Source organism: Chitinimonas viridis, assembly GCF_030409555.1.
In the GTDB taxonomy this organism is placed as follows: Bacteria; Pseudomonadota; Gammaproteobacteria; order Burkholderiales; family Chitinimonadaceae; genus Chitinimonas; species Chitinimonas viridis.
In genome coordinates this window covers 197937-216955 of the sequence record NZ_JAUFPU010000018.1, presented here as the reverse complement: position 1 = coordinate 216955, position 19019 = coordinate 197937, and the positions used below count along the sequence as shown (strand labels likewise).

Genomic DNA, 19019 nt, shown 5'->3' with positions numbered 1-19019 from the left:
GTTGAGTGACGCTATTCGATTGGAAATTACAGCATTCGTTTCAGCACATCATCCTTCTGGATGAAATGATGCTTGAGGGCAGCGGCGGCATGGGCCACGGCCAGTAGTACCAGGGTCCAGGCGCCGATCTTGTGCATGAACTTGATGGTGCCGGCGAGTTCCTCGTTCTTGTCCATCAGGTTGGGCAGTTCAACCAGGCCCAGCCATACAACCGGGAAGCCCTTGGCGGAGGAGTACAGCCAGCCACCCAGGGGGACGGCAAACATCAGCACATAGAGCAGCATATGGGTGTAGTGGGCGACCTGTTTCTCCCATGGCTGCATCTGGGCTGGCAGCTCGGGCGGGCGGTGGCTCAGGCGCCATAGCAGCCGTATGGCCACCAGCCCCAGCACCGTGATGCCCAGCCACTTGTGGTAGTTGATCAGCTTGAGTTTTTGCAGGCTGAAGCCTTCCATGCTGTCGGTGGTCAACCCCAGGGCGAAGGCGGCGATGATGCCGAGCGCGACCAGCCAGTGCAGCAGGCGGGCGGGTAGGGTGTATTTGATGATCATGTTGTCTGCCTTTCCCGGTACGTGGCCGTTATCGGATTTGATCAACGGCTTCGTTGTTGATGTGCATTATTCCGCCGAGTTCCAAGCAGGGATAGCGGAGCTTTTTAAAGATTTCATTCAGAAAATACGAACAAGGTGCGGCGCGCATGACTTCTCTGCGCCGTATTGCTGCCCCCTGACGTAAAATAGACGCTTTATTTTTTGGCGTAGGCCATAAGCGGCATTAGTCATGATTATCGGTATCGACCTGGGTACGACCAATAGCCTTGTTGCGGTCTGGCGTGATGGCCAGGCGGAGATGATTCCCAATGCACTGGGCCATGCCCTGACACCGTCTGTGGTGGGGCTGGATGACAGTGGTGCGGTGTTGGTGGGGCTGGCTGCGCGTGAGCGACTGATTACCCATCCGCAGCTGACGACGGCAGTGTTCAAGCGCTATATGGGCTCTGACCGGCAGACGCGGCTGGGTACCCAGCTGTTCCGGCCGGAAGAGCTGTCTGCGCTGGTGCTGAAATCGCTCAAGGCTGATGCGGAGCGCTATCTGGGCGAGGCGGTGACCGAGGCGGTGATTACCGTGCCGGCCTATTTCAGTGATGCCCAGCGCAAGGCCACCAAGATAGCCGGGCAACTGGCCGGGCTGAAGGTGGAGCGGCTGGTGAACGAGCCGACGGCGGCGGCGCTGGCCTATGGCCTGCACCAGAACGAGCCGGAAAGCCGCTTCCTGGTGTTTGACCTGGGTGGTGGGACATTCGATATCTCCATCCTTGAGTTGTTTGAGGGGGTGATGGAGGTGCGCGCCAGCGCGGGGGACAATTTCCTGGGCGGCGAGGATTTCAGCGAGGCGCTGATAGACGGGTTTATCGAGGCGGTGGGCAAGCAGCACGGGCTGACCGACAAAGAGGCCGACCCAGTGGTCTATCAGGCGCTACGCAAGCAGGCCGAGCAGGCCAAGCGGGGCCTGAGCGGGACGGCCGAGGTGGCGATGGAGCTGCGCTACCAGGAGCAGAACCTGCGCTGGGCGATAGGTGAGGAGGCCTTTCTCAAGCTGTGCGAGCCTTTGCTGAAGCGGCTGCGCGAGCCGATTGAGAAGGCCTTGCGCGATGCCCGCCTGAAGGCCATAGACCTGGATCAGATCGTATTGGCTGGCGGGGCGACCCGCATGCCGGCGGTACGAAAGTTGGTGGCCAAGCTGTTTGGCCGCATGCCGGCCATGAACCTGAACCCGGACGAGGTGGTGGCGCGCGGTGCGGCGGTGATGGCCGGGCTGAAGGCGCGCGATGAGACCCTCAATGAAGTGGTGATGACCGATGTCTGCCCCTATTCGCAGGGTATCGAGGTAAGCGAGCAGATTGCGACCGGGCGCTTCCAGCCGGGTTTTTACCTGCCCATTATCGAGCGCAATTCGGTGGTGCCCATCTCGCGCGAGCAGGTGGTGAGCACCATCGTCGATAACCAGATGGCGCTGCATGTCAGTGTCTACCAGGGTGAGAGCCGGCTGGTGAAGGACAATATCTTCCTGGGCGAGATCACCATACCCGTGCCGCCCCGGCCGGCGGGGCAGATCAGTGTGTCGGTGCGGTTTACCTATGACGTCAACGGTTTGCTGGAAGCGGAGATGACGGTGGCCGAGACGGGCGAGAAGCACAGGCTGATCATCGAAGAGAATCCCGGTGTGCTGACACCGGCGGAGATAGAAGAAAAGCTGGCGGCCCTGGCCAAGCTGAAGATACACCCGCGTGAACTGCTGCCCAATGCGCAGCTGATGGCGCGGGCAGACCGGATGTTCCAGCAGGCGCTGGGTGAGGAGCGGCAGTGGATCGCGCAGGCGACGGCGCGGTTCCAATCCATGCTGGAGAGCCAGGAAGAGACCACGATCAAGCAGGGGCGCGATGAGTTGAAGACGCTGCTGGACCAACTTGAAGGCGAAGGCTGGCTCTAATGCCGTGGGATGTACTGGGCCTGGCCGAAACCACCGATGAGCGTGCCATACGGCGCGCCTACGCGGCCAGGCTGAAGCAGACCCGGCCGGAGGACGATGCTGCGGGTTTTGTGCGGCTGCGCGAGGCCTATGAGCATGCGCTGGGCTGGTCGCGCTGGCAGGCCATGCAGGTGCAAGGCGGCGAGGCGGTGGCCGCGCCTGAGGGCGAGGTCTCGGCAACGGTGGTGCCAGGCGCATTAGCGCCGGCCGATGAGCGGCCCGCCAGTATGGCGTCGCCGGCTGCAGCGGTATCCGCCATGGCAGAGACACGGGTGGAGATGCCCTCGCAGCCGACTGTACGTACCGTTTGGCAGCGTGATGCCGGCGCCCCACGTGATCAGGCCCGCGAGGCCTTGCGGCAGGTGGCATTTGACCGGGACATGGACGATGAGCAGGTGCTGGGGCTGGCCGAGCAGTACGGCTGGCTGGGTGAGGCGCCTCGTACGGGTGATGCGCCCATGGAGTGGCTGGCCAGAGCGCGGTCGCGTTGCGCTTATATCCACGCCCAGAAGGCGGTAAAGCTGATTGCGGCGGCGCTGGAGGAGAGCGAGTCGCGGGCGGTGGCGCGGTTTGAACTGATCGTGCGGGCATCGCGGTGGGAATCGCTGGATGGGCGCGACATGCTCAAGCAGGTGCTGGCCAATTGGCTGCGCGGCAGGACGGAACCGCCCATGCTGTTGCTGCGGGCGGTTATTGCCTGGGCCGGCTGGCTTGATGATTTCCTCAGCTCTGCGCCCACCATGGCACCCGATGAGATGATGCTGTGCCAGCTGTCTGAGCTGGTGGCGCAGCCGGGACAGACGGCGGAACCGGCTAGCCTGCTGGCCAAGCTGGAGCGGCTGTGCCATGCCGCTTTCGCACAGGAGCTGGACCCGGAGGCCTTGCTGCTTACGGCCAGGGAGGACGGCTGGCTTGATCCGCAGGCCGATTGGACCGGCTGGCCACAAAGCTGGCTGAGCCGCGCGGGTGGCCGGGTTTACCAGCTGTGCGCGCAGCGCATGCAGCAGGCCCTGGAGGCGGCCGACCAGCAGGATGAGGTCGCGCGTATGGCGGCCTTGCGGGCGGGCTTTGATGATCCGGCCTGGGTGGACGGAGCGGCCCGGCATGCCATGGCTGAGCGGCTGGCGATATTGTGGCAGGAGGAGTCGGAACAGTCCCTGCTGCTATGGGGAGCGCTGGCGCGCTGGGCTGGCTGGCAGGATGCCGATGGCCAAAGTTGCGAGGGCCTCAGCGGCGCGGCGGCCTGGCTGTGCGGACAACTGGACCAGGAGCGGGTCTGGCAGCGCTGGTGCGAAATGGCGGCCGATGGGGCGCAGCAGACGGATACCGATGCGGCGGCGCTGCATGCGCTGCTGCAGCCCATGCCCGTATGGCGCCAGCACTGGCTGGCAGGGCGCTTCCCGCTGCAGTTGCGGGTGCGGCATGTGCTGGCCTATGTCGAACAGCATTGGCCGGCCTTGTTTGCGCGTATTGCCCCCGAGCGGGTGGCTTTCTGGCGGCAGGACAGGCTGAGCCTGCAGGGGGGCTGGTGGCATGGGCTGGTCGCCTGCTGGCTACCCGCGATACTGCCGGCCATGGGTATCCTGAACCTGGAGGAGCTGGCGCTGGCTTGGCGGGTGCTGCTCTGGTTGGCCACCATGTGTGCCCTGCCAGCAGCGCTGGTTTTGTCTGTTGCTGCCGTGCAGAAGGGCTGGCGCAGGCTGACGGGTTTGCATCGCCAGCCTGAGCGGCAGGATGTGTTGGCGCGTGCTGCCCGCAATGGTTTCGGACCCTTGTCGGTCTTGGCGTGCGCCTTGCTGGCGGCATTTGTCGGTACGGCCAGCCTGGCGATCATGGAGATCGAGAGCTGGCTGGCACTGGCGTTTGCCACGCTGGCATTTGCTGCGACACTATGGTTTTGGCTGGAGCGTCAGGCGGGCAAGCCTGTTGCCGCGCCGGATGAGGGCGGTGCCGCAAGCCGCTGAGGGTATCCGCCCGCGGCGCCGTTTGTGCCTTATCCTTGCGGCTTGCATGGGCAGCGAAGCCAGCGGACCGAGATGAGGCGCACAGACCTTGAACAGGTTACCGGTCGCTGCGAATAAAGTACTGCTGGCCGCGCTTGCGTGGGCGCACCACCTGCTTTTCTGAACCGAACCCCATTGCCCCGGAGAGCCGGCGGCAGTGCTGAAAGCCGAATGCCATGTCTGATATGAAATGCTGGGACCGCCTGGGGCTGGCGCCTACGCCTGATGAGCGCGAGATCAAGCGTACCTATGCCCGCCTGCTCAAGGCCACCAGGCCGGAGGAGGACCCGGAGGGGTTTCAGGCGCTGCGCCTGGCATTTGAGGAGGCCATGTGGCAGTCGTCGGAGATGAGCCGTACCCCGCCGCAGCCGGTGGTGCCGCCTGATAGCGAGCGCGACCCGCGCGAGGTGGAGGCGGAGGCGCTGCTGCGGCCGCATATCGAGAAACTGGCGGAGTTGAACGAACAAGGCACGGAGGAGGAGGCCATGGCCAAGCTCGCCGCCGTGCTGGACGCCTTTGAGCTGCGCGACGCGGGGGCGCGCGATCCCTTGCTGTGGCAGCTGTTTGAAGACGGCATGTTGTGGGTATGCTGCGACATTGCCGCCAACCATGATGCCTTCCTGCGCGCCGGGGTGAGCCTGTTCGGCTGGATGGAGCCCGATAGCTGGTTGCGGCAGCGCGACCCCAAAACCGTGGAGTGGCTGGGGCTGCGCCTACATGAGGCCGATGCGCTGGAAGCCGTGGATGAATTGCTGGCGCTGCTGGATGAGGGCGAAGAACGGCAGGCCATGGTGGAGCTGGCGCGCCTAGCCGAGGCGGAAGTGCTGATCAATGTGGACGTGCGGCATCTGTTCGAGGCGGAACTGATGGTCAGTCTGTCGGAGTATGACAACATGCCCCTGCAGTTTGCCGGTGCTGCCTTGACCTTGTTTGGCTGGCGCCGCGATCACCGTCACCTGGAAGAGTATCACCCTGATGCCTGGCGGGAATTTGGCCGCAAGATCAAGCCGCTGATCGTATTTTGACCCCGTTCACGCTGCCTTTTGCGCGCGGTAACTGCTGATGAAGTTGTCTGCAAGCCGACTTTTTACCCCGCGAAAATGGCTTGGAGGCTGGCGTTGCGCGCCTTTGCCATCTAATCTTCCTACAGCCCGAAATAGTAACTGGGCCAGGGAGAAATAATGAAGCGTGCTTTTTGGAAGGCTGACTGGTTTGTCGGCATCGTGGTCGTGGTGGTTTTTGCCATCGCCGGTATAGGCACCAATGTGCTGGCCGGGCTGGAGCGCAAGGCCTACGACACCGGTGTGGGCATGACCAGCCGTACCCCAAACGACCGTATTGCCGTGATTGCGATAGACCAGCAGAGCCTCGACAACATTGGCCGCTGGCCCTGGTCGCGCGATGTCCATGCCGATTTCATCAACAAGCTGGCAGCAGCCAAGCCCAAGGTGATCACCAGCACGGTGTTCTACACCGAGCCGCAGCAGGACAAGGGGGCCGATTACCTCAAGCAATTGCTCGACATCTATCGCAAGCAGCATGGCGAGGCTGCTGCTGCCGCCGCTGCGGCGGCACAGCCGACCATCGCTGCCGATGGCACGGTGATACCGGCCGAGCCTGCGGCGGCGCCTGCGCCGGACAAGTTTGGCGCCCTGCTGGAGGGGGCCGTCAGCCAGCTGGATTTCGACAAGCAGCTGGCCGATAGCGTGGGCAAGGCGGGCAATGTGCTGCTGCCCATGTTGCTGGAACTGGGCGAGCCGGTAGGCAACCCCGAGGAAGAAACCCCGGCTTATGTCCTGAAGAACGAGGTGGGTGTGGCCGGTGACCCGGCGTCTGGCTGGCCGATTCCGACCATGTATATGGTGCCGCCCATTCCCCGCATAGGAGAAAAGGCTGCCGGCGTGGGGCATTTGACCGTGCGGCCCGATGCGGCCGATGGCGTGGTACGCGAGGAGCCACTGGTACTGCGTTATTACGATGAGATCTACCCCTCCCTGTCGTTGCTGACGGCAGCCAAGAGTTTGAACCTGGCGCCCAAGCAGGTGACGGTGAATCTGGGCGAGTCGGTGCAACTGGGTGGCATCAACATCAAGACCCAATCGTATTCCACCTTCTTGACCTATTACTACCCGGATGTGGATGGCCGCTCGGCGATACCCGTGGATTCTTTCTACGATGTAGCCAGCGGCAAGATTCCGTTCACCAAGTACAAGGACAAGATCGTGCTGATCGGGCCGACGGCACCGGGCCTGGGTACCACCATGGTGACGCCCATCTCGGCCGGCACGCCGCCTGTGCTGTCCTTGGCACACAATGTTTCCAGCATACTGCAGCAGGATTATTTCTCTTCACCCGGCTGGAGCGTGTGGGTGCAGCTGGGGCTGTGCCTGCTGGTGGCAGTCTACCTGATCGCACTGCTACCGCGCCTGGGTGCGGGAGCTGCGGCCATGGTGACGGGCGGCCTGTTCGTGGTGCTGGTGGTGGCGCATTTTGTCCTGATGACCACCCAACTGCTGTGGCTGCCCATGATGACGCCGGCCGCGTTGCTGATCGTCGGGCATCTGGTGCTGACCACCAAGCGCTTCCTGATGACCGAACGCCGCAGCGAGGCATCCGAGCTGTCGGCGGCGGAGTCTAATCGTATGCTTGGCCTGGCTTTCCAGACTCAGGGCCAGCTGGATATGGCCTTTGACAAGTTCCGCAAGATTCCCATGGACGACACCATGATGGATACCTTGTACAACTTGGCGCTGGATTTTGAGCGCAAGCGCCAGTTCAACAAGGCGGAGTCGGTGTATCGGCATATGGCCGGCTTCAACCCCAAGTTCAAGGATCTGGACCAGAAGCTGAACCGGGCCAAGCAGATGGCCGAGACGGTGATACTGGGCGGTGCGGGCAACCGCAGCAATGCCAGCACCTTGATACTCGATGGTGGCGCGGTAGAGAAGCCCATGCTGGGCCGCTACCAGGTGGAGAAGGAATTGGGCAAGGGCGCCATGGGCGTGGTTTATCTGGGGCGCGACCCCAAGATAGGCCGGGTGGTGGCCATCAAGACCATGGCCTTGAGCCAGGAGTTCGAGGCGGATGAGCTGGAGGAGGCGCGCAGCCGTTTCTTCCGTGAGGCCGAAACGGCCGGGCGGCTGAACCACCCGAATATCGTGACCATCTACGATGCGGGCGAGGAGCATGACCTGGCCTATATCGCCATGGAATTCCTCAAGGGCAAGGACCTGGCCCCGCATACCAAGGCTGGCCAACTGCTGCCGGTGGCGGATGTGGTCAATATCGCCATCCAGACTGCCGAGGCGCTGGACTATGCCCACAAACAGCACGTGGCGCATCGGGATATCAAGCCGGCCAACATCATGTATGAGATGGACACCAAGATCGTCAAGGTGACCGACTTTGGCATTGCCCGCATTACGGATTCCAGCAAGACCAAGACCGGGATGGTGCTGGGCACGCCCAGTTATATGTCGCCGGAGCAGCTGAGCGGCAAGAAGGTGGATGGTCGCTCTGACTTGTTCAGCCTGGGCGTGATGCTGTACCAGATGACAGTCGGCACACTGCCGTTCAAGGGAGAATCCATGGCGGAGCTGATGTTCCGTATTGCCAATGAGCCGTACACCAACCCCAGGGAACTCAACCCCAACCTGCCTGCCAGCGTCGTGGCGGTGATCGATCGCGCCTTGAAGAAGAACGCGGACGAGCGCTTCCAGACCGGAGCGGAATTCGCCGAAGCGCTCAAGCAGTGCGCGGCTGGACTGTAAGGGGTTGCCATGAAGACACTTGCACACGCAATTGAGATGTATGGGCTGACCGACGCCGGCATGGTGCGCAGCCACAATGAAGACGCCATCGTGTTCGAGGCGGACAGTGGCCTGGCCATATTGGCCGACGGTATGGGGGGCTATAACGCGGGTGAGGTGGCCAGCGGCATTGCCACCACCTTGCTGGCCCAGGGCGTCAAGGCGGCCATCGAGGTGGTGCCGCCCCATGTGCCGGAGGCGCTCAGCGGCAAGTCTGCCGCCCATCGCATCCTGCGCCTGGAAATTGAAAAGGCCAACCTGGCGATCTTCCAGACTGCCCAGAGCCAGCCACAGTGCGCAGGGATGGGCACCACGCTGGTATCGGCCTTGTTCTACGATAACCGTATGACCTCGGCCCATGTGGGTGATTCGCGCCTGTACCGTCTGCGCGGCGCAGAGTTCGGTCCGCTGACCCGCGACCATTCGCTGCTGCAGGAGCAACTGGATAATGGCCTGATTACGCCCGATGAGGCGCGCCGGTCACAGAACAAGAATCTGGTGACGCGTGCGGTCGGCATCGATCCACAGCTGGATCCGGAATTGAATGATTTCGAGGTGCAGGTTGGCGATGTCTACCTGCTTTGTTCGGATGGTCTTAACGACATGGTGGATGATGCCGACATTGGTGCGGTGCTGAGTACAGTGTCGGGCAATTTACCGCTGGCGGCCGAGCAATTGATACAGATGGCTAATGACAACGGCGGACGCGATAATGTTTCCGTGATATTGATCCGTATTAATCGTAGTTTTGCCGCCGAACGCAGTCTGTGGGCTCGCCTGTTTGGCTGGCTGGCAGGCTGACATAAGAGGACTAAGCAGATGGCCAAACTGATTTTGAGTCTCGATGGCATGGTGCTACGCGAGTTCAAGTTGGAAAAGAACACGGTGACCATAGGTCGCAAACCTCATAACGATCTGCAGATCGACAATCTTGCGGTGTCGGGCGAGCACGCCCGGCTCAGCATGATAGGGGCCGATGTGTTTCTGGAGGACCTGGATAGCACCAATGGCACCCAGGTGAACGGCCAGCCGGTCAAGCGGCAGTTGCTGCAGGATGGGGACTTGGTGGAGCTGGGCAAGTACAAGCTCAAGTTCATGGCCGAGGGGGCTGCCAAGGCCGCCGCTGGCGCGCCGCAGGAAGATTTTGAGAAGACCATGGTGATACGGCCGGGTGGGGTGAAACCCACGGCACCGGCCGCGCCGCCGGCTGCCGCACCGGGTCCGACGCCCAGCTATCGCGCGGGCGACACAGTGATGGAGCTGCCGCCGGCCGCAACGCCCGCTGCTGCACCGGCTGCCGAGGCGCGGGCTGCCGCCATCAAGGTGCTGAGCGGCGCCAATGCCGGCAAGGCGCTGGATCTGGTGAAAAACCTGACCTCGCTGGGCAAGCCAGGCGTGCAGGTGGCCATCATTACCAAGCGGCCCACCGGCTATTTCATTACCCATGTGGAAGGCCCCAGCAGACCGCTGGTGAACGGGCGGCAGATCGGGGTGCAGGCGGAAGAGCTGAGCGACCGGGATGTGATCGAGCTGGCTGGTGTGAAGATGGAGTTCTTCTACAAGTAAGGCGCCATGAAAACGCTGCGTAAATACTGGCTGCAACTCGCCCTGAGCCTGCTGGTACTGATCTACTTCATGGGCTATGCCGCCAGCTTCTGGCGGCCAAGGCTGGTGGAGCAGATGGATTTGTGGCTCTACGATGCCCGCGTGGTGCTGACCATGCCGGGTGGCGTAGACCCGCGCGTGGTGGTGGTGGACCTGGACGAGAAGAGCCTGGCCGAAGTAGGGCGCTGGCCCTGGCCCCGCAACACCGTAGCGCAGTTGGTGGACAAGTTGACGGGGGATTACAAGGCTGCGGCTGTGGGCTTTGACATTGTGTTTGCCGAGAAGGACGAGAGCTCGGGCCTGCCGGTGTTGAAGCGGCTGGCCGAGACCGAGTTCAAGGGTGATGACAACTTCAGGCTCAAGCTGAGCGAGCTGGAAGGCAGGCTGGACTACGACAGCCTGTTTGCCGCCAGCCTCAAGGAAAAGCCGGTGGTGCTGGGCTATTACTTCAGCTTTGAAGATGGTGCCCGCAAGGCAGGGCAGCTACCCAAGCCGGTATTGCCAGCCGGCATGTTCAAGGGGCGCAACGTCAACCCTATTCCGGCGCCGGGCTATGGCGCCAACCTGCCCGTTTTGATGCAGCAGGCGACCTTGGCCGGGCATTTCAACCCGTTGCCGGATTCTGATGGCGTGACGCGCAGGGTGGCTATGCTGGTTGAGCATGAGGGCAAGTATTATGAGTCGCTCTCGCTGGCCATGGTGCGTGCGTATCTGAGCTTCCCCGAGATTGTGCCGCTGTATGGCACGGACTCCTGGCTGAGTTCCTATCAGCCGCTGGAGGGCCTGAAAATCAACCATCTGACCGTGCCGGTGGATCAGTCGGTGCGCGCGCTGGTGCCCTATCGTGGCGGGCAACGCAGCTTCAAGTACATATCGGCTGCCGATGTGCTCAATGGCAAGGCCGATGTCGACGCCATTTCTGGCCGCCTGGTATTGGTGGGCACCACGGCCCCCGGCCTGCTGGATTTGCGGGTGGCGCCGGTGGAGTCGGTCTATCCGGGGGTGGAGGTGCATGCCAACCTGATAGCTAGCCTGCTGGACAACACCCTACCCGCCAAGCCGGATTACCTGATCGGGGCTGAGATGGTCTTGCTGCTGTTGGTGGGCGGGACCTTGATGCTGGCCCTGGTAAAGCTCAATCCGCTGCCGGGTACGGTGGTGACGGCGGCCTTGGCCGTACTGGTTGTCGTGGGCGATTTTGCACTGTGGAAATACTCCCAGCTGGATCTGCCGCTGGCATCGCTGCTGTTGAGCATTATGCTGCTGTATGCGATCTCCATGTCGTATGGTTACTTCTTTGAATCGCGCAACAAGAAGCAGATGGCCAGCTTGTTTGGCCAGTATGTGCCGCCCGAGCTGGTGGCCAAGATGAGTGAGCAGCCCGAGAAGTATTCGATGGAGGGGCAAAGCCGCGAGCTGACGGTGCTGTTCTCGGACGTGCGCAGTTTCACCACCATCTCGGAGAGCATGGACCCGAAGGAGCTGACGCGGTTCATGAATGAGTTTCTGACCACGCTGTCGGATGTGATACGGACCCAGTACCTGGGCACCATCGACAAATACATGGGCGATTGTGTGATGGCCTTCTGGGGCGCGCCCATCCATGACCCTGACCATGCACGCAATGCGGTGCTGGCCGGGCTGGAAATGCAGCGTGCCATGGCGGCGCTTGGGCCCAAGATGCGCGAGAAGGGCTGGCCCGAGATCCATATCGGGGTGGGCGTCAATACCGGCCGCATGACGGTGGGCGATATGGGCTCGCAGATACGTAAGGCCTATACGGTGATGGGCGATGCGGTCAACCTGGCCTCCCGGCTGGAGGGTATTACCAAGCAGTATGGTGTGGGTATGATCGTGGGTGAGCAAACCCATGAGGCAGTCAGGGATGGCATCGTGTTCCGGGAGCTGGACCGGGTAAGGGTGAAGGGCAAGGATGAGCCCGTCACCATCTACGAGCCCCTGGGCACGGTGGAGGCCGTCGATAAGGCGGTGAAGAAGGAGGTCGAGCTGTTCCACGGCACCCTCAAGCACTATCGCGGCCAGAACTGGGACCTGGCTGAGATGCAGCTGATCAACCTGAAGAACCAGCGACCGGACTGTAAGCTATACCAGGTTTATCTGGACCGTATTGCGCACTTCCGCAAGTCACCGCCGCCCGCCGACTGGGATGGTGTGTATGAGTTTGATACCAAGTAGCCGTCGGCAAGGATAAGAGGATGCGTCTCAAGGTGCTCGGTTGCAGTGGCGGAATAGGCGGTGGTATGCGTACCACCTCCTTTCTGGTCGGCCGCCATACGCTGATCGATGCGGGGACGGGGGTGGGTGACCTGTCGGTGGCCGAGTTGAGCCAGATAGACCGGGTGTTCCTGACGCATTCCCATCTGGACCATATCGCCATGCTGCCCTTGCTGGTGGATACCGTGGGCGCCATGCGCGACAAGCCGCTGGATGTCTATGCCAGCCGGGCCACCCTGGATATCTTGTCTGCCCATGTATTCAATTGGCGGGTTTGGCCGGATTTCCGGGAAATACCCAATAAGGCGGCGCCCTTCCTGCGTTTTGTCCAGTTTGAGCAGGGGGAGACGGTGATGCCGGAACCGGGACTGTGCGTGACCGCGCTGCCTGCCCTGCATACGGTACCAGCCGTGGGCTACCAGCTGGATTCGGGCAAGCATAGCCTGGTGTTTACCGGTGATACCACGATCAACGATGCGTTCTGGCCGGTGATCAATGCCGTCGAGAATCTCAAGACGCTGATCATAGAGACGGCATTCTGCAATCGTGAGCGCGCCCTGGCCGAGGCATCGCGCCATCTTTGCCCTGCCATGCTGGCCACCGAACTGGCCAAGCTGAACCGCCCGGCTGAAATCTTCATCACCCATTTGAAACCGGGGGAAATTGAACTGACCATGCAGGAAATCGGGGAGGATGCGGCCAGCTTCCGTCCCAAGATGCTCAAGAATGGGCAGATGCTCGACTTCTGATCGCCAAAGACCATGAACCAGCCAGCTGCAGCCCCGGAACTCAATATCGAACTGCAATTCATCCGTGATTTGCAGGCGGTGACCAACAAGATACATGCCACCAGCAATGTGGACGAGATCATGCTGGAGGTCAGTCAGTCCATCTGCGAGCTGTTCAATGCAGACCGGCTGACGATCTATGTGCTCAATGATGAGCAGAATGCCATCGTGTCCAAGGTCAAGATCGGGTTGAACTCCTTCAAGGATCTGAAGCTGCCGATTACCGAGCAGAGCGTGGCCGGTTATGTGGCCATGAGCAAGAAGCTGGTGAACATCAAGGATGTCTACGATGTGAATGAGCTCAAGGCCATCCACCCCCAGCTGACCTTCTTGCAGGAGGTGGACAAGCGTACCGGCTACCGCACCAAGCAGATGATGGTGGCACCCATAGTCGAGGAAAAGAGCGGTGGCTTGATCGGCGTGGTGCAATTGATCAACAACCGCGCCGGGCGTCCGTTTCCGGGCCTCACCGAGAAGGGGGCGGTAGAGCTGTGCAAGACGCTGGCCATCGCCCTGAAGCAGCGCCAGCATGGCGGCCCCTTTGTGGCGCGTACCAAGTATGACTACCTGGTGCTCGATGGGGTGCTGTCTGCCACTGAGCTGGAACTGGCCATCAAGGGAGCCCGCGAGCATGGCACCGAGATAGAGGACATCCTGCTGAAGGAGTTCAAGGTCAATGCTGCCCAGGTGGGGGCTTCGCTGGCCCGCTTCTTTGGGGTGGAGTACGAGCCATTCAAGCCCGACCGCATCAAGCCCCTTGATCTGGTCAAGAGCGTGAAGCGCGACTTTGCCGAGATGGCGCAGTGGCTGCCGGTGGAGGAGGGCAAGGACGGCGTGATGATCATTACGCCGGACCCGGAGAAGGTGCGCAGCAGCGGCATGGCCGGGCAGGTGTTTCCCGGCAAGAAGCTGATCTACCGGGTCTGCAGCCTGAGGGAGTTTGGACAGTCGCTGGATCTGTTCTTTGGCTCGAACTCGGCCATGGACGGCAGTTCCATCGGTGATCTGCTCTCGGGTTTGTCCGAGGACTCCGATGAAGCGGAGGGGGTGAGCAGCGAGGCACTGTCATTGGCGCAGGATAATGAGCTGGTCAAGCTGGTCAACAAGGTCATTGTGGATGCCTACCAGCAGGGGGCGTCCGATATCCATATCGAACCCTTTCCCGGCAAGGGCAAGACCGAGATACGGTTTCGCAAGGACGGCTCCTTGCAGCCCTATATCGAGGTGCCTTCGGCCTATCGTGACCCTATTGTCACCCGGCTCAAGATCATGTGCGACCTGGATATCTCGGAGCGCCGCAAGCCGCAGGACGGCAAGATCAAGTTCAAGAAGTACGGGCCGCTGGATATCGAGCTGCGGGTGGCGACAGTGCCGACGGCGGGCGGCATGGAAGATGTGGTCATGCGTATCCTGGCTTCGGGCGAGCCCTTGCCGCTGGACAAGATGGGTTTCAGCAAGCGCAACGACGAGACCCTGCGCAAGGTTATTTCCAAGCCCTATGGCCTGTTCTTTGTTTGCGGCCCGACCGGTTCGGGCAAGACGACTACCCTGCACTCGGTGCTCAAGCACCTGAATACCTCCGAGACCAAGATATGGACGGCGGAAGACCCGGTGGAAATTACCCAGAAGGGCTTGCGGCAGGTGCAGATGAATCCCAAGGCGGGATTGACCTTTGCCATTGCCATGAAGGCCTTCTTGCGGGCGGACCCCGACATCATCATGGTGGGCGAAATGCGGGACAAGGAAACCACCAGCACCGGCATTGAAGCCTCGCTGACCGGCCACCTGGTGTTGGCCACCCTGCATACCAATTCGGCGCCGGAGTCCATCATCCGCTTGCTGGATATGGGGATGGACCCGTTCAACTTCTCTGATGCGCTGCTGGGGATTCTGGCCCAGCGCCTGGCCAAGCGCCTGTGCGCCAAATGCAAGCAGGCCTATCAGCCTGACGAGGCCGAGCTGAAGCTGATACTGGCCGAGTATGCGGAGGAACTGAAGAACACGGCCAGCTGGGCCAAAGATCCTGCCGCTGCGCAGAAAGCTTTGATGGACGAATGGCGGCGCGATTTTGCGGACAAGGATGGCAAGTTCACTCTGTACAAGCCGGTGGGCTGTGAGGCCTGCAACGGCACTGGCTACAAGGGGCGTGTGGGCTTGCACGAGCTGCTGGTGGGCACCGACGCCGTGAAGAAGCGCATACAGGAGCATGCGCGCGTGGCCGAGCTGCTCGCCGTGGCCTTGGATGAAGGCATGCGTACCCTGAAGCAGGATGGCATAGAGAAGGTATTGCAGGGCGTGACGGATTTGCACCAGGTGCGGGCGGTCTGCATCAAGTGATCGAGCAGTGGATGACAGGAGAGGGGTGCGGCACCATGCAAAGCGCCGACCAGCTCATGCAGCGGCTGGAGATGCTCAATGCGATCGGCATTGCGCTCTCCAGTGAGCGCAATATCGGCAATCTGGTCGAACTCATCCTGCTCGCCGCCAAGAATCTGGTCAATGCTGATGCCGGTACGCTGTACCTGGTAGAGGGCGACACGCTCAAATTCGAGATAGTCCGTACCGATTCGCTAGGGATCGCACTGGGCGGCAGCACCGGCCGCGTTCCACCCATGCCGCCTATACCGTTGCATCTGGGCGATGGCGTACCCAATACCAGCACGGTGGTGGGGTGCGCCGCCTTGCTGGGTGAGACCTTCAATATCCCCGATGCCTATCAGGCCGTAGGGTTTGATTTCTCGGGTACCAAGCGCTTCGATGCGGCCAATGGTTACCACTCCAAGTCGTTTCTCACCGTGCCCATGCGCAATCATGAGAACGAAATCATTGGCGTGCTGCAGCTGATCAACAAGCTGGCGCCTGATCGCAGCATTGAGGATTTCAGCACCGATGACCAGCGTCTGGTCGAATCGCTGGCCTCGCAGGCGGCCATTGCGTTGACCAACCGGCATCTGATCAACCAGCTGGAGAACCTGTTCGAGGCCCTGATCAATCTGATCAACACCGCCATCGATGACAAGAGCCCCTATACCGGCGGCCATTGCGAGCGGGTGCCGGTGCTGACCATGATGCTGGCCGAGGCGACCAGCAAGGCGAATTGGGGGCCGTTCAAATCCTTCCACATGACGGAGAAGGATCGTTACGAACTCAAGATTGCGGGCCTGCTGCACGATTGCGGCAAGATCACCACGCCCGTGCATGTGGTGGACAAGTCCACCAAGCTGGAAACCATTTTCGACCGCATTGCCCTGGTCGATACCCGCTTTGAGGTGCTCAAGCGTGATGCCGAGATTGCCCACCTGAAGGGCGAGCTGGATGCGGAGGCCTACGCGGCTCGCCTAGCGCAGTATGCAGACGACAAGGCATTCCTGCGGCGTACCAATCAGGGGGGCGAGTTCATGCGGCCGGAGGATCAGACCAGGGTGCGAGCTATCGGGGCCTATGTCTGGAGCGGTACTGACGCAAATGGTCAGTCTCTGCCCTTCTTGAGTGAGGACGAAATAGAGAGCCTCAGCATTGCGCGCGGCACGCTGACGCAGGCGGAGCGGCAGATCATCAACCACCACATTGATGTGACCATACGTTTGCTGGAGGCGCTGCCATGGCCCAAGCACCTGACCAATGTGCCCGAGTATGCGGGCGGTCATCATGAGCGTATGGACGGTAAGGGATACCCACGGGGCCTGACGCGCGAGCAGATGAGTGTGCAGGCGCGCACCATGGGGATAGCCGATATCTTTGAAGCGCTGACTGCGCGCGATCGCCCCTACAAGCCGGGCAAGACCTTGTCGGAATCGCTGGGGATACTGGCACGTATGTGCAAGGAGCAGCATGTGGATCCTGACCTGTTCGAGATATTTGTGCGGGAACGGGTCTATCAGCGTTACGCCGAGATGTTTCTGGAGCCGGCGCAGATCGATGTGGTAGACGATGTTGCGGTGCTGCGTCTGGCGGGCTTGATGGAGCAGTGACGCAAATGGTCAGTGCTTGCCGATTTGCGTAGATATGAGTCCCAATCCGCGTTCTGGCATGTGTCTTGCTTGGATGTGGCTATTACCGCAGGAGTATCGCGACATGAAACGCTCGCAATCAGGTTTTACCTTGATCGAATTGATGATCGTGGTTGCCATCATCGGCATACTTGCGGCGATTGCGGTGCCACAGTTCGGTGAATATTCGCGGAAGGGTGAGGATAAGGCAGCGCAGTCCGATGCGCGTAACTTCCTCAGTCTTGCGGCGGTTAATAGCGCAGAGAGTCATTAGGCGCGATAAATGCTTACTTTGTTTTTCGCGCCAGCTCAAATGGACCGACTTTGCGGTCCAATTTCAACGGAGATATCCAAGATGAAACGTCTACAAAAGGGCTTTACCCTGATTGAACTGATGATTGTGGTGGCCATTATCGGCATTCTTGCCGCTATCGCTATCCCCCAGTTCTCGGAATACACCCGTAAGGGCGAAGACAAGGCTGCGCAGTCCGATGCGCGCAATTTCCTGACGGCCGCTGCGTCGAACTCGAACATCTAAGCCATTATCCTCTCTAGGAGATAGAATTATGAAAGCAGCAATTCTTGTTGCCAGCCTGTTGGCTGCCTCTGCTGGTGTGGCTAACGCTGCCTATACCAGCGCACCTCTGTGTACCGGTCTCGCTACTGCGAGCAACTCGGTCTCTGGTGCGACTGATGGTTCCTTGTTCGTGAAGAACAGCTTCCAGATCAAGTGCTCGGCCAATACTGTGGTCAACATCCTGGATGATGCTGATCAGGTTGCAGTATGTTCCGTGTCCAAGAAGGGTAAGACCAAGTTTGGCGGCAGCAGTGAAGGTGGTGCGGTAGAAGCCAAGGGCACCGGTTGTACCGGCGGCGCCGGTAAGTGCACGGGCGACGCAGCTGTGGCAACCACCGGTTGCTAATCGGGAATCCGATTTCACAGGTGTGCTAATGACGGGGTGCTTGCACCCCGTTGTGCATTTCTGGGCGTTGTGAGCGGTTTGTATGTGCTAAACGCTCGCAGGCGCAGCTTTTCTAGTGCATGGGCTTGCGTGGCACTTAAGCGCGAGGGTTTTGTCGGCAATGGATATCGGGGGCAAATTTGCACTGCTTAAGTCCGTATGTGCCAACCTGATGGCCTGGTCTTTGTGGGAAGTGGCTTGATATATCACTGCAATGTAGGTCGGCAGTGCCGGTGCGGCTGCCATCGGTGTAGTCTAGTGAAGGCTGTGATGCATCGATTCTGAATCTCTGTGCATGGTTGGGCACGCCCAAGCGGCCGCATGAAATCCGTCTTGGACTAGGGGCATTGCCTGGTGGGGCTGTGCAGCAAAGTCAAGTTCCGCCGAGATTATTCCGGGACTGGCGTAGGCGGGGTGAGTGCCATCGCCGTGCTGTATCTGGCGAGTTTGCTGGGGGTGACGAAAATGGTCAGTGCTTGCCGATTTGCGTAGCTGGTTATGCTGATATGGAGCTCTGGCGTGAGCTTGATGTGTGAGGCAGCATCATTGCCGAGCTAGGCCACATGAGGCGCTTGCAATCACGTTTCACGCGGATGGACGCGATGATTCGTAGTGCGGTCATCAGCGTGCTCGCGGCGACTGCGGTGCCGCAGTTCGGTGAGTGCATGCGGAAAGTTGGGGGTAAAGCGGCGCAATCAGGTGCGCGTAACTTCCTTGGTCTTGCAGCAGCGAGTGGTACTGAATGTGGCTAGGCACGATATGTGCTTATATCTTTTCGCGTCGGCTCAAAAGGGCCGGGTTTGCGGTCCAACTTCAACGGAGAGATCCAAGATGAAACGTCTACAAAAGGGCTTTACCCTGATTGAACTGATGATTGTGGTGGCCATTATCGGCATTCTTGCCGCTATCGCTATCCCCCAGTTCTCGGAATACACCCGTAAGGGCGAAGACAAGGCTGCGCAGTCCGATGCGCGCAATTTCCTGACGGCCGCTGCGTCGAACTCGAACATCTAAGCCATTATCCTCTCTAGGAGATAGAATTATGAAAGCAGCAATTCTTGTTGCCAGCCTGTTGGCCGCCTCTGCTGGTGTGGCTAAT

14 protein-coding genes and 1 pseudogene are annotated in these 19019 nt (G+C 60.6%); 14 read left to right on the top strand and 1 reads right to left on the bottom strand.

The features are described 5' to 3' along the window. Window positions 1–26 precede the first annotated feature (26 nt). Window positions 27–551, bottom strand: a complete 525-nt coding sequence (locus QWZ03_RS14175) for a cytochrome b (protein WP_290333321.1) — start codon at window positions 549–551, stop codon at window positions 27–29. Between the two features lie 229 nt (window positions 552–780). Here QWZ03_RS14175 and QWZ03_RS14170 point away from each other — a divergent pair, with 229 nt between their 5' ends. The 14 genes and pseudogenes from QWZ03_RS14170 (at window position 781) to QWZ03_RS21015 (ending at window position 18934) form a co-directional block, all read left to right on the top strand. Further along, a complete protein-coding gene (locus QWZ03_RS14170; RefSeq protein ID WP_290333320.1) occupies window positions 781–2490 on the top strand; it encodes an Hsp70 family protein in 1710 nt (569 codons plus the stop codon). Next, entirely contained in the window at window positions 2490–4493 is a 2004-nt protein-coding gene (locus QWZ03_RS14165; RefSeq protein ID WP_290333319.1) for a hypothetical protein, read from the top strand. Before QWZ03_RS14170 ends, QWZ03_RS14165 begins: the two co-directional genes overlap by 1 nt. A gap of 215 nt (window positions 4494–4708) precedes the next feature. Next, window positions 4709–5557 (top strand): hypothetical protein, encoded by an 849-nt coding sequence (locus tag QWZ03_RS14160; protein WP_290333318.1) that lies wholly within the window; start codon window positions 4709–4711, stop codon window positions 5555–5557. 156 nt (window positions 5558–5713) lie between these two features. After that, a complete protein-coding gene (locus QWZ03_RS14155) occupies window positions 5714–8302 on the top strand; it encodes a CHASE2 domain-containing serine/threonine-protein kinase (RefSeq protein WP_290333317.1) in 2589 nt (862 codons plus the stop codon). Window positions 8303–8311: 9 nt separating this feature from the next. Beyond that, complete coding sequence (locus QWZ03_RS14150; RefSeq protein WP_290333316.1) at window positions 8312–9142, top strand: Stp1/IreP family PP2C-type Ser/Thr phosphatase; 831 nt, start codon at window positions 8312–8314, stop codon at window positions 9140–9142. Between the two features lie 18 nt (window positions 9143–9160). Continuing rightward, window positions 9161–9907 (top strand): FHA domain-containing protein, encoded by a 747-nt coding sequence (locus QWZ03_RS14145; RefSeq protein WP_290333315.1) that lies wholly within the window; start codon window positions 9161–9163, stop codon window positions 9905–9907. A gap of 6 nt (window positions 9908–9913) precedes the next feature. Next, window positions 9914–12142 carry a CHASE2 domain-containing protein gene (locus tag QWZ03_RS14140; protein ID WP_290333313.1) on the top strand — a complete coding sequence of 743 codons (2229 nt, stop codon included), beginning with the start codon at window positions 9914–9916 and terminating at the stop codon, window positions 12140–12142. Window positions 12143–12207: 65 nt separating this feature from the next. After that, a complete protein-coding gene (locus QWZ03_RS14135) occupies window positions 12208–12930 on the top strand; it encodes a 3',5'-cyclic-nucleotide phosphodiesterase (protein ID WP_290333312.1) in 723 nt (240 codons plus the stop codon). A 12-nt stretch (window positions 12931–12942) separates the two neighbouring features. Then, window positions 12943–15306, top strand: a complete 2364-nt coding sequence (locus QWZ03_RS14130; RefSeq protein ID WP_290333311.1) for an ATPase, T2SS/T4P/T4SS family — start codon at window positions 12943–12945, stop codon at window positions 15304–15306. A gap of 35 nt (window positions 15307–15341) precedes the next feature. After that, window positions 15342–16940, top strand: a complete 1599-nt coding sequence (locus tag QWZ03_RS14125) for an HD family phosphohydrolase (protein ID WP_290333310.1) — start codon at window positions 15342–15344, stop codon at window positions 16938–16940. Window positions 16941–17043: 103 nt separating this feature from the next. Then, window positions 17044–17232 carry a type IV pilin protein gene (locus QWZ03_RS20915; RefSeq protein ID WP_308447569.1) on the top strand — a complete coding sequence of 63 codons (189 nt, stop codon included), beginning with the start codon at window positions 17044–17046 and terminating at the stop codon, window positions 17230–17232. Window positions 17233–17313: 81 nt separating this feature from the next. Next, window positions 17314–17430: pseudogene (locus QWZ03_RS21065) on the top strand (prepilin-type N-terminal cleavage/methylation domain-containing protein); the annotation flags it as partial. Window positions 17431–17524: 94 nt separating this feature from the next. Beyond that, window positions 17525–17881 carry a hypothetical protein gene (locus QWZ03_RS14110; RefSeq protein ID WP_290333309.1) on the top strand — a complete coding sequence of 119 codons (357 nt, stop codon included), beginning with the start codon at window positions 17525–17527 and terminating at the stop codon, window positions 17879–17881. An 870-nt stretch (window positions 17882–18751) separates the two neighbouring features. Further along, a complete protein-coding gene (locus QWZ03_RS21015) occupies window positions 18752–18934 on the top strand; it encodes a prepilin-type N-terminal cleavage/methylation domain-containing protein (protein ID WP_373322421.1) in 183 nt (60 codons plus the stop codon). Window positions 18935–19019 lie beyond the last annotated feature (85 nt).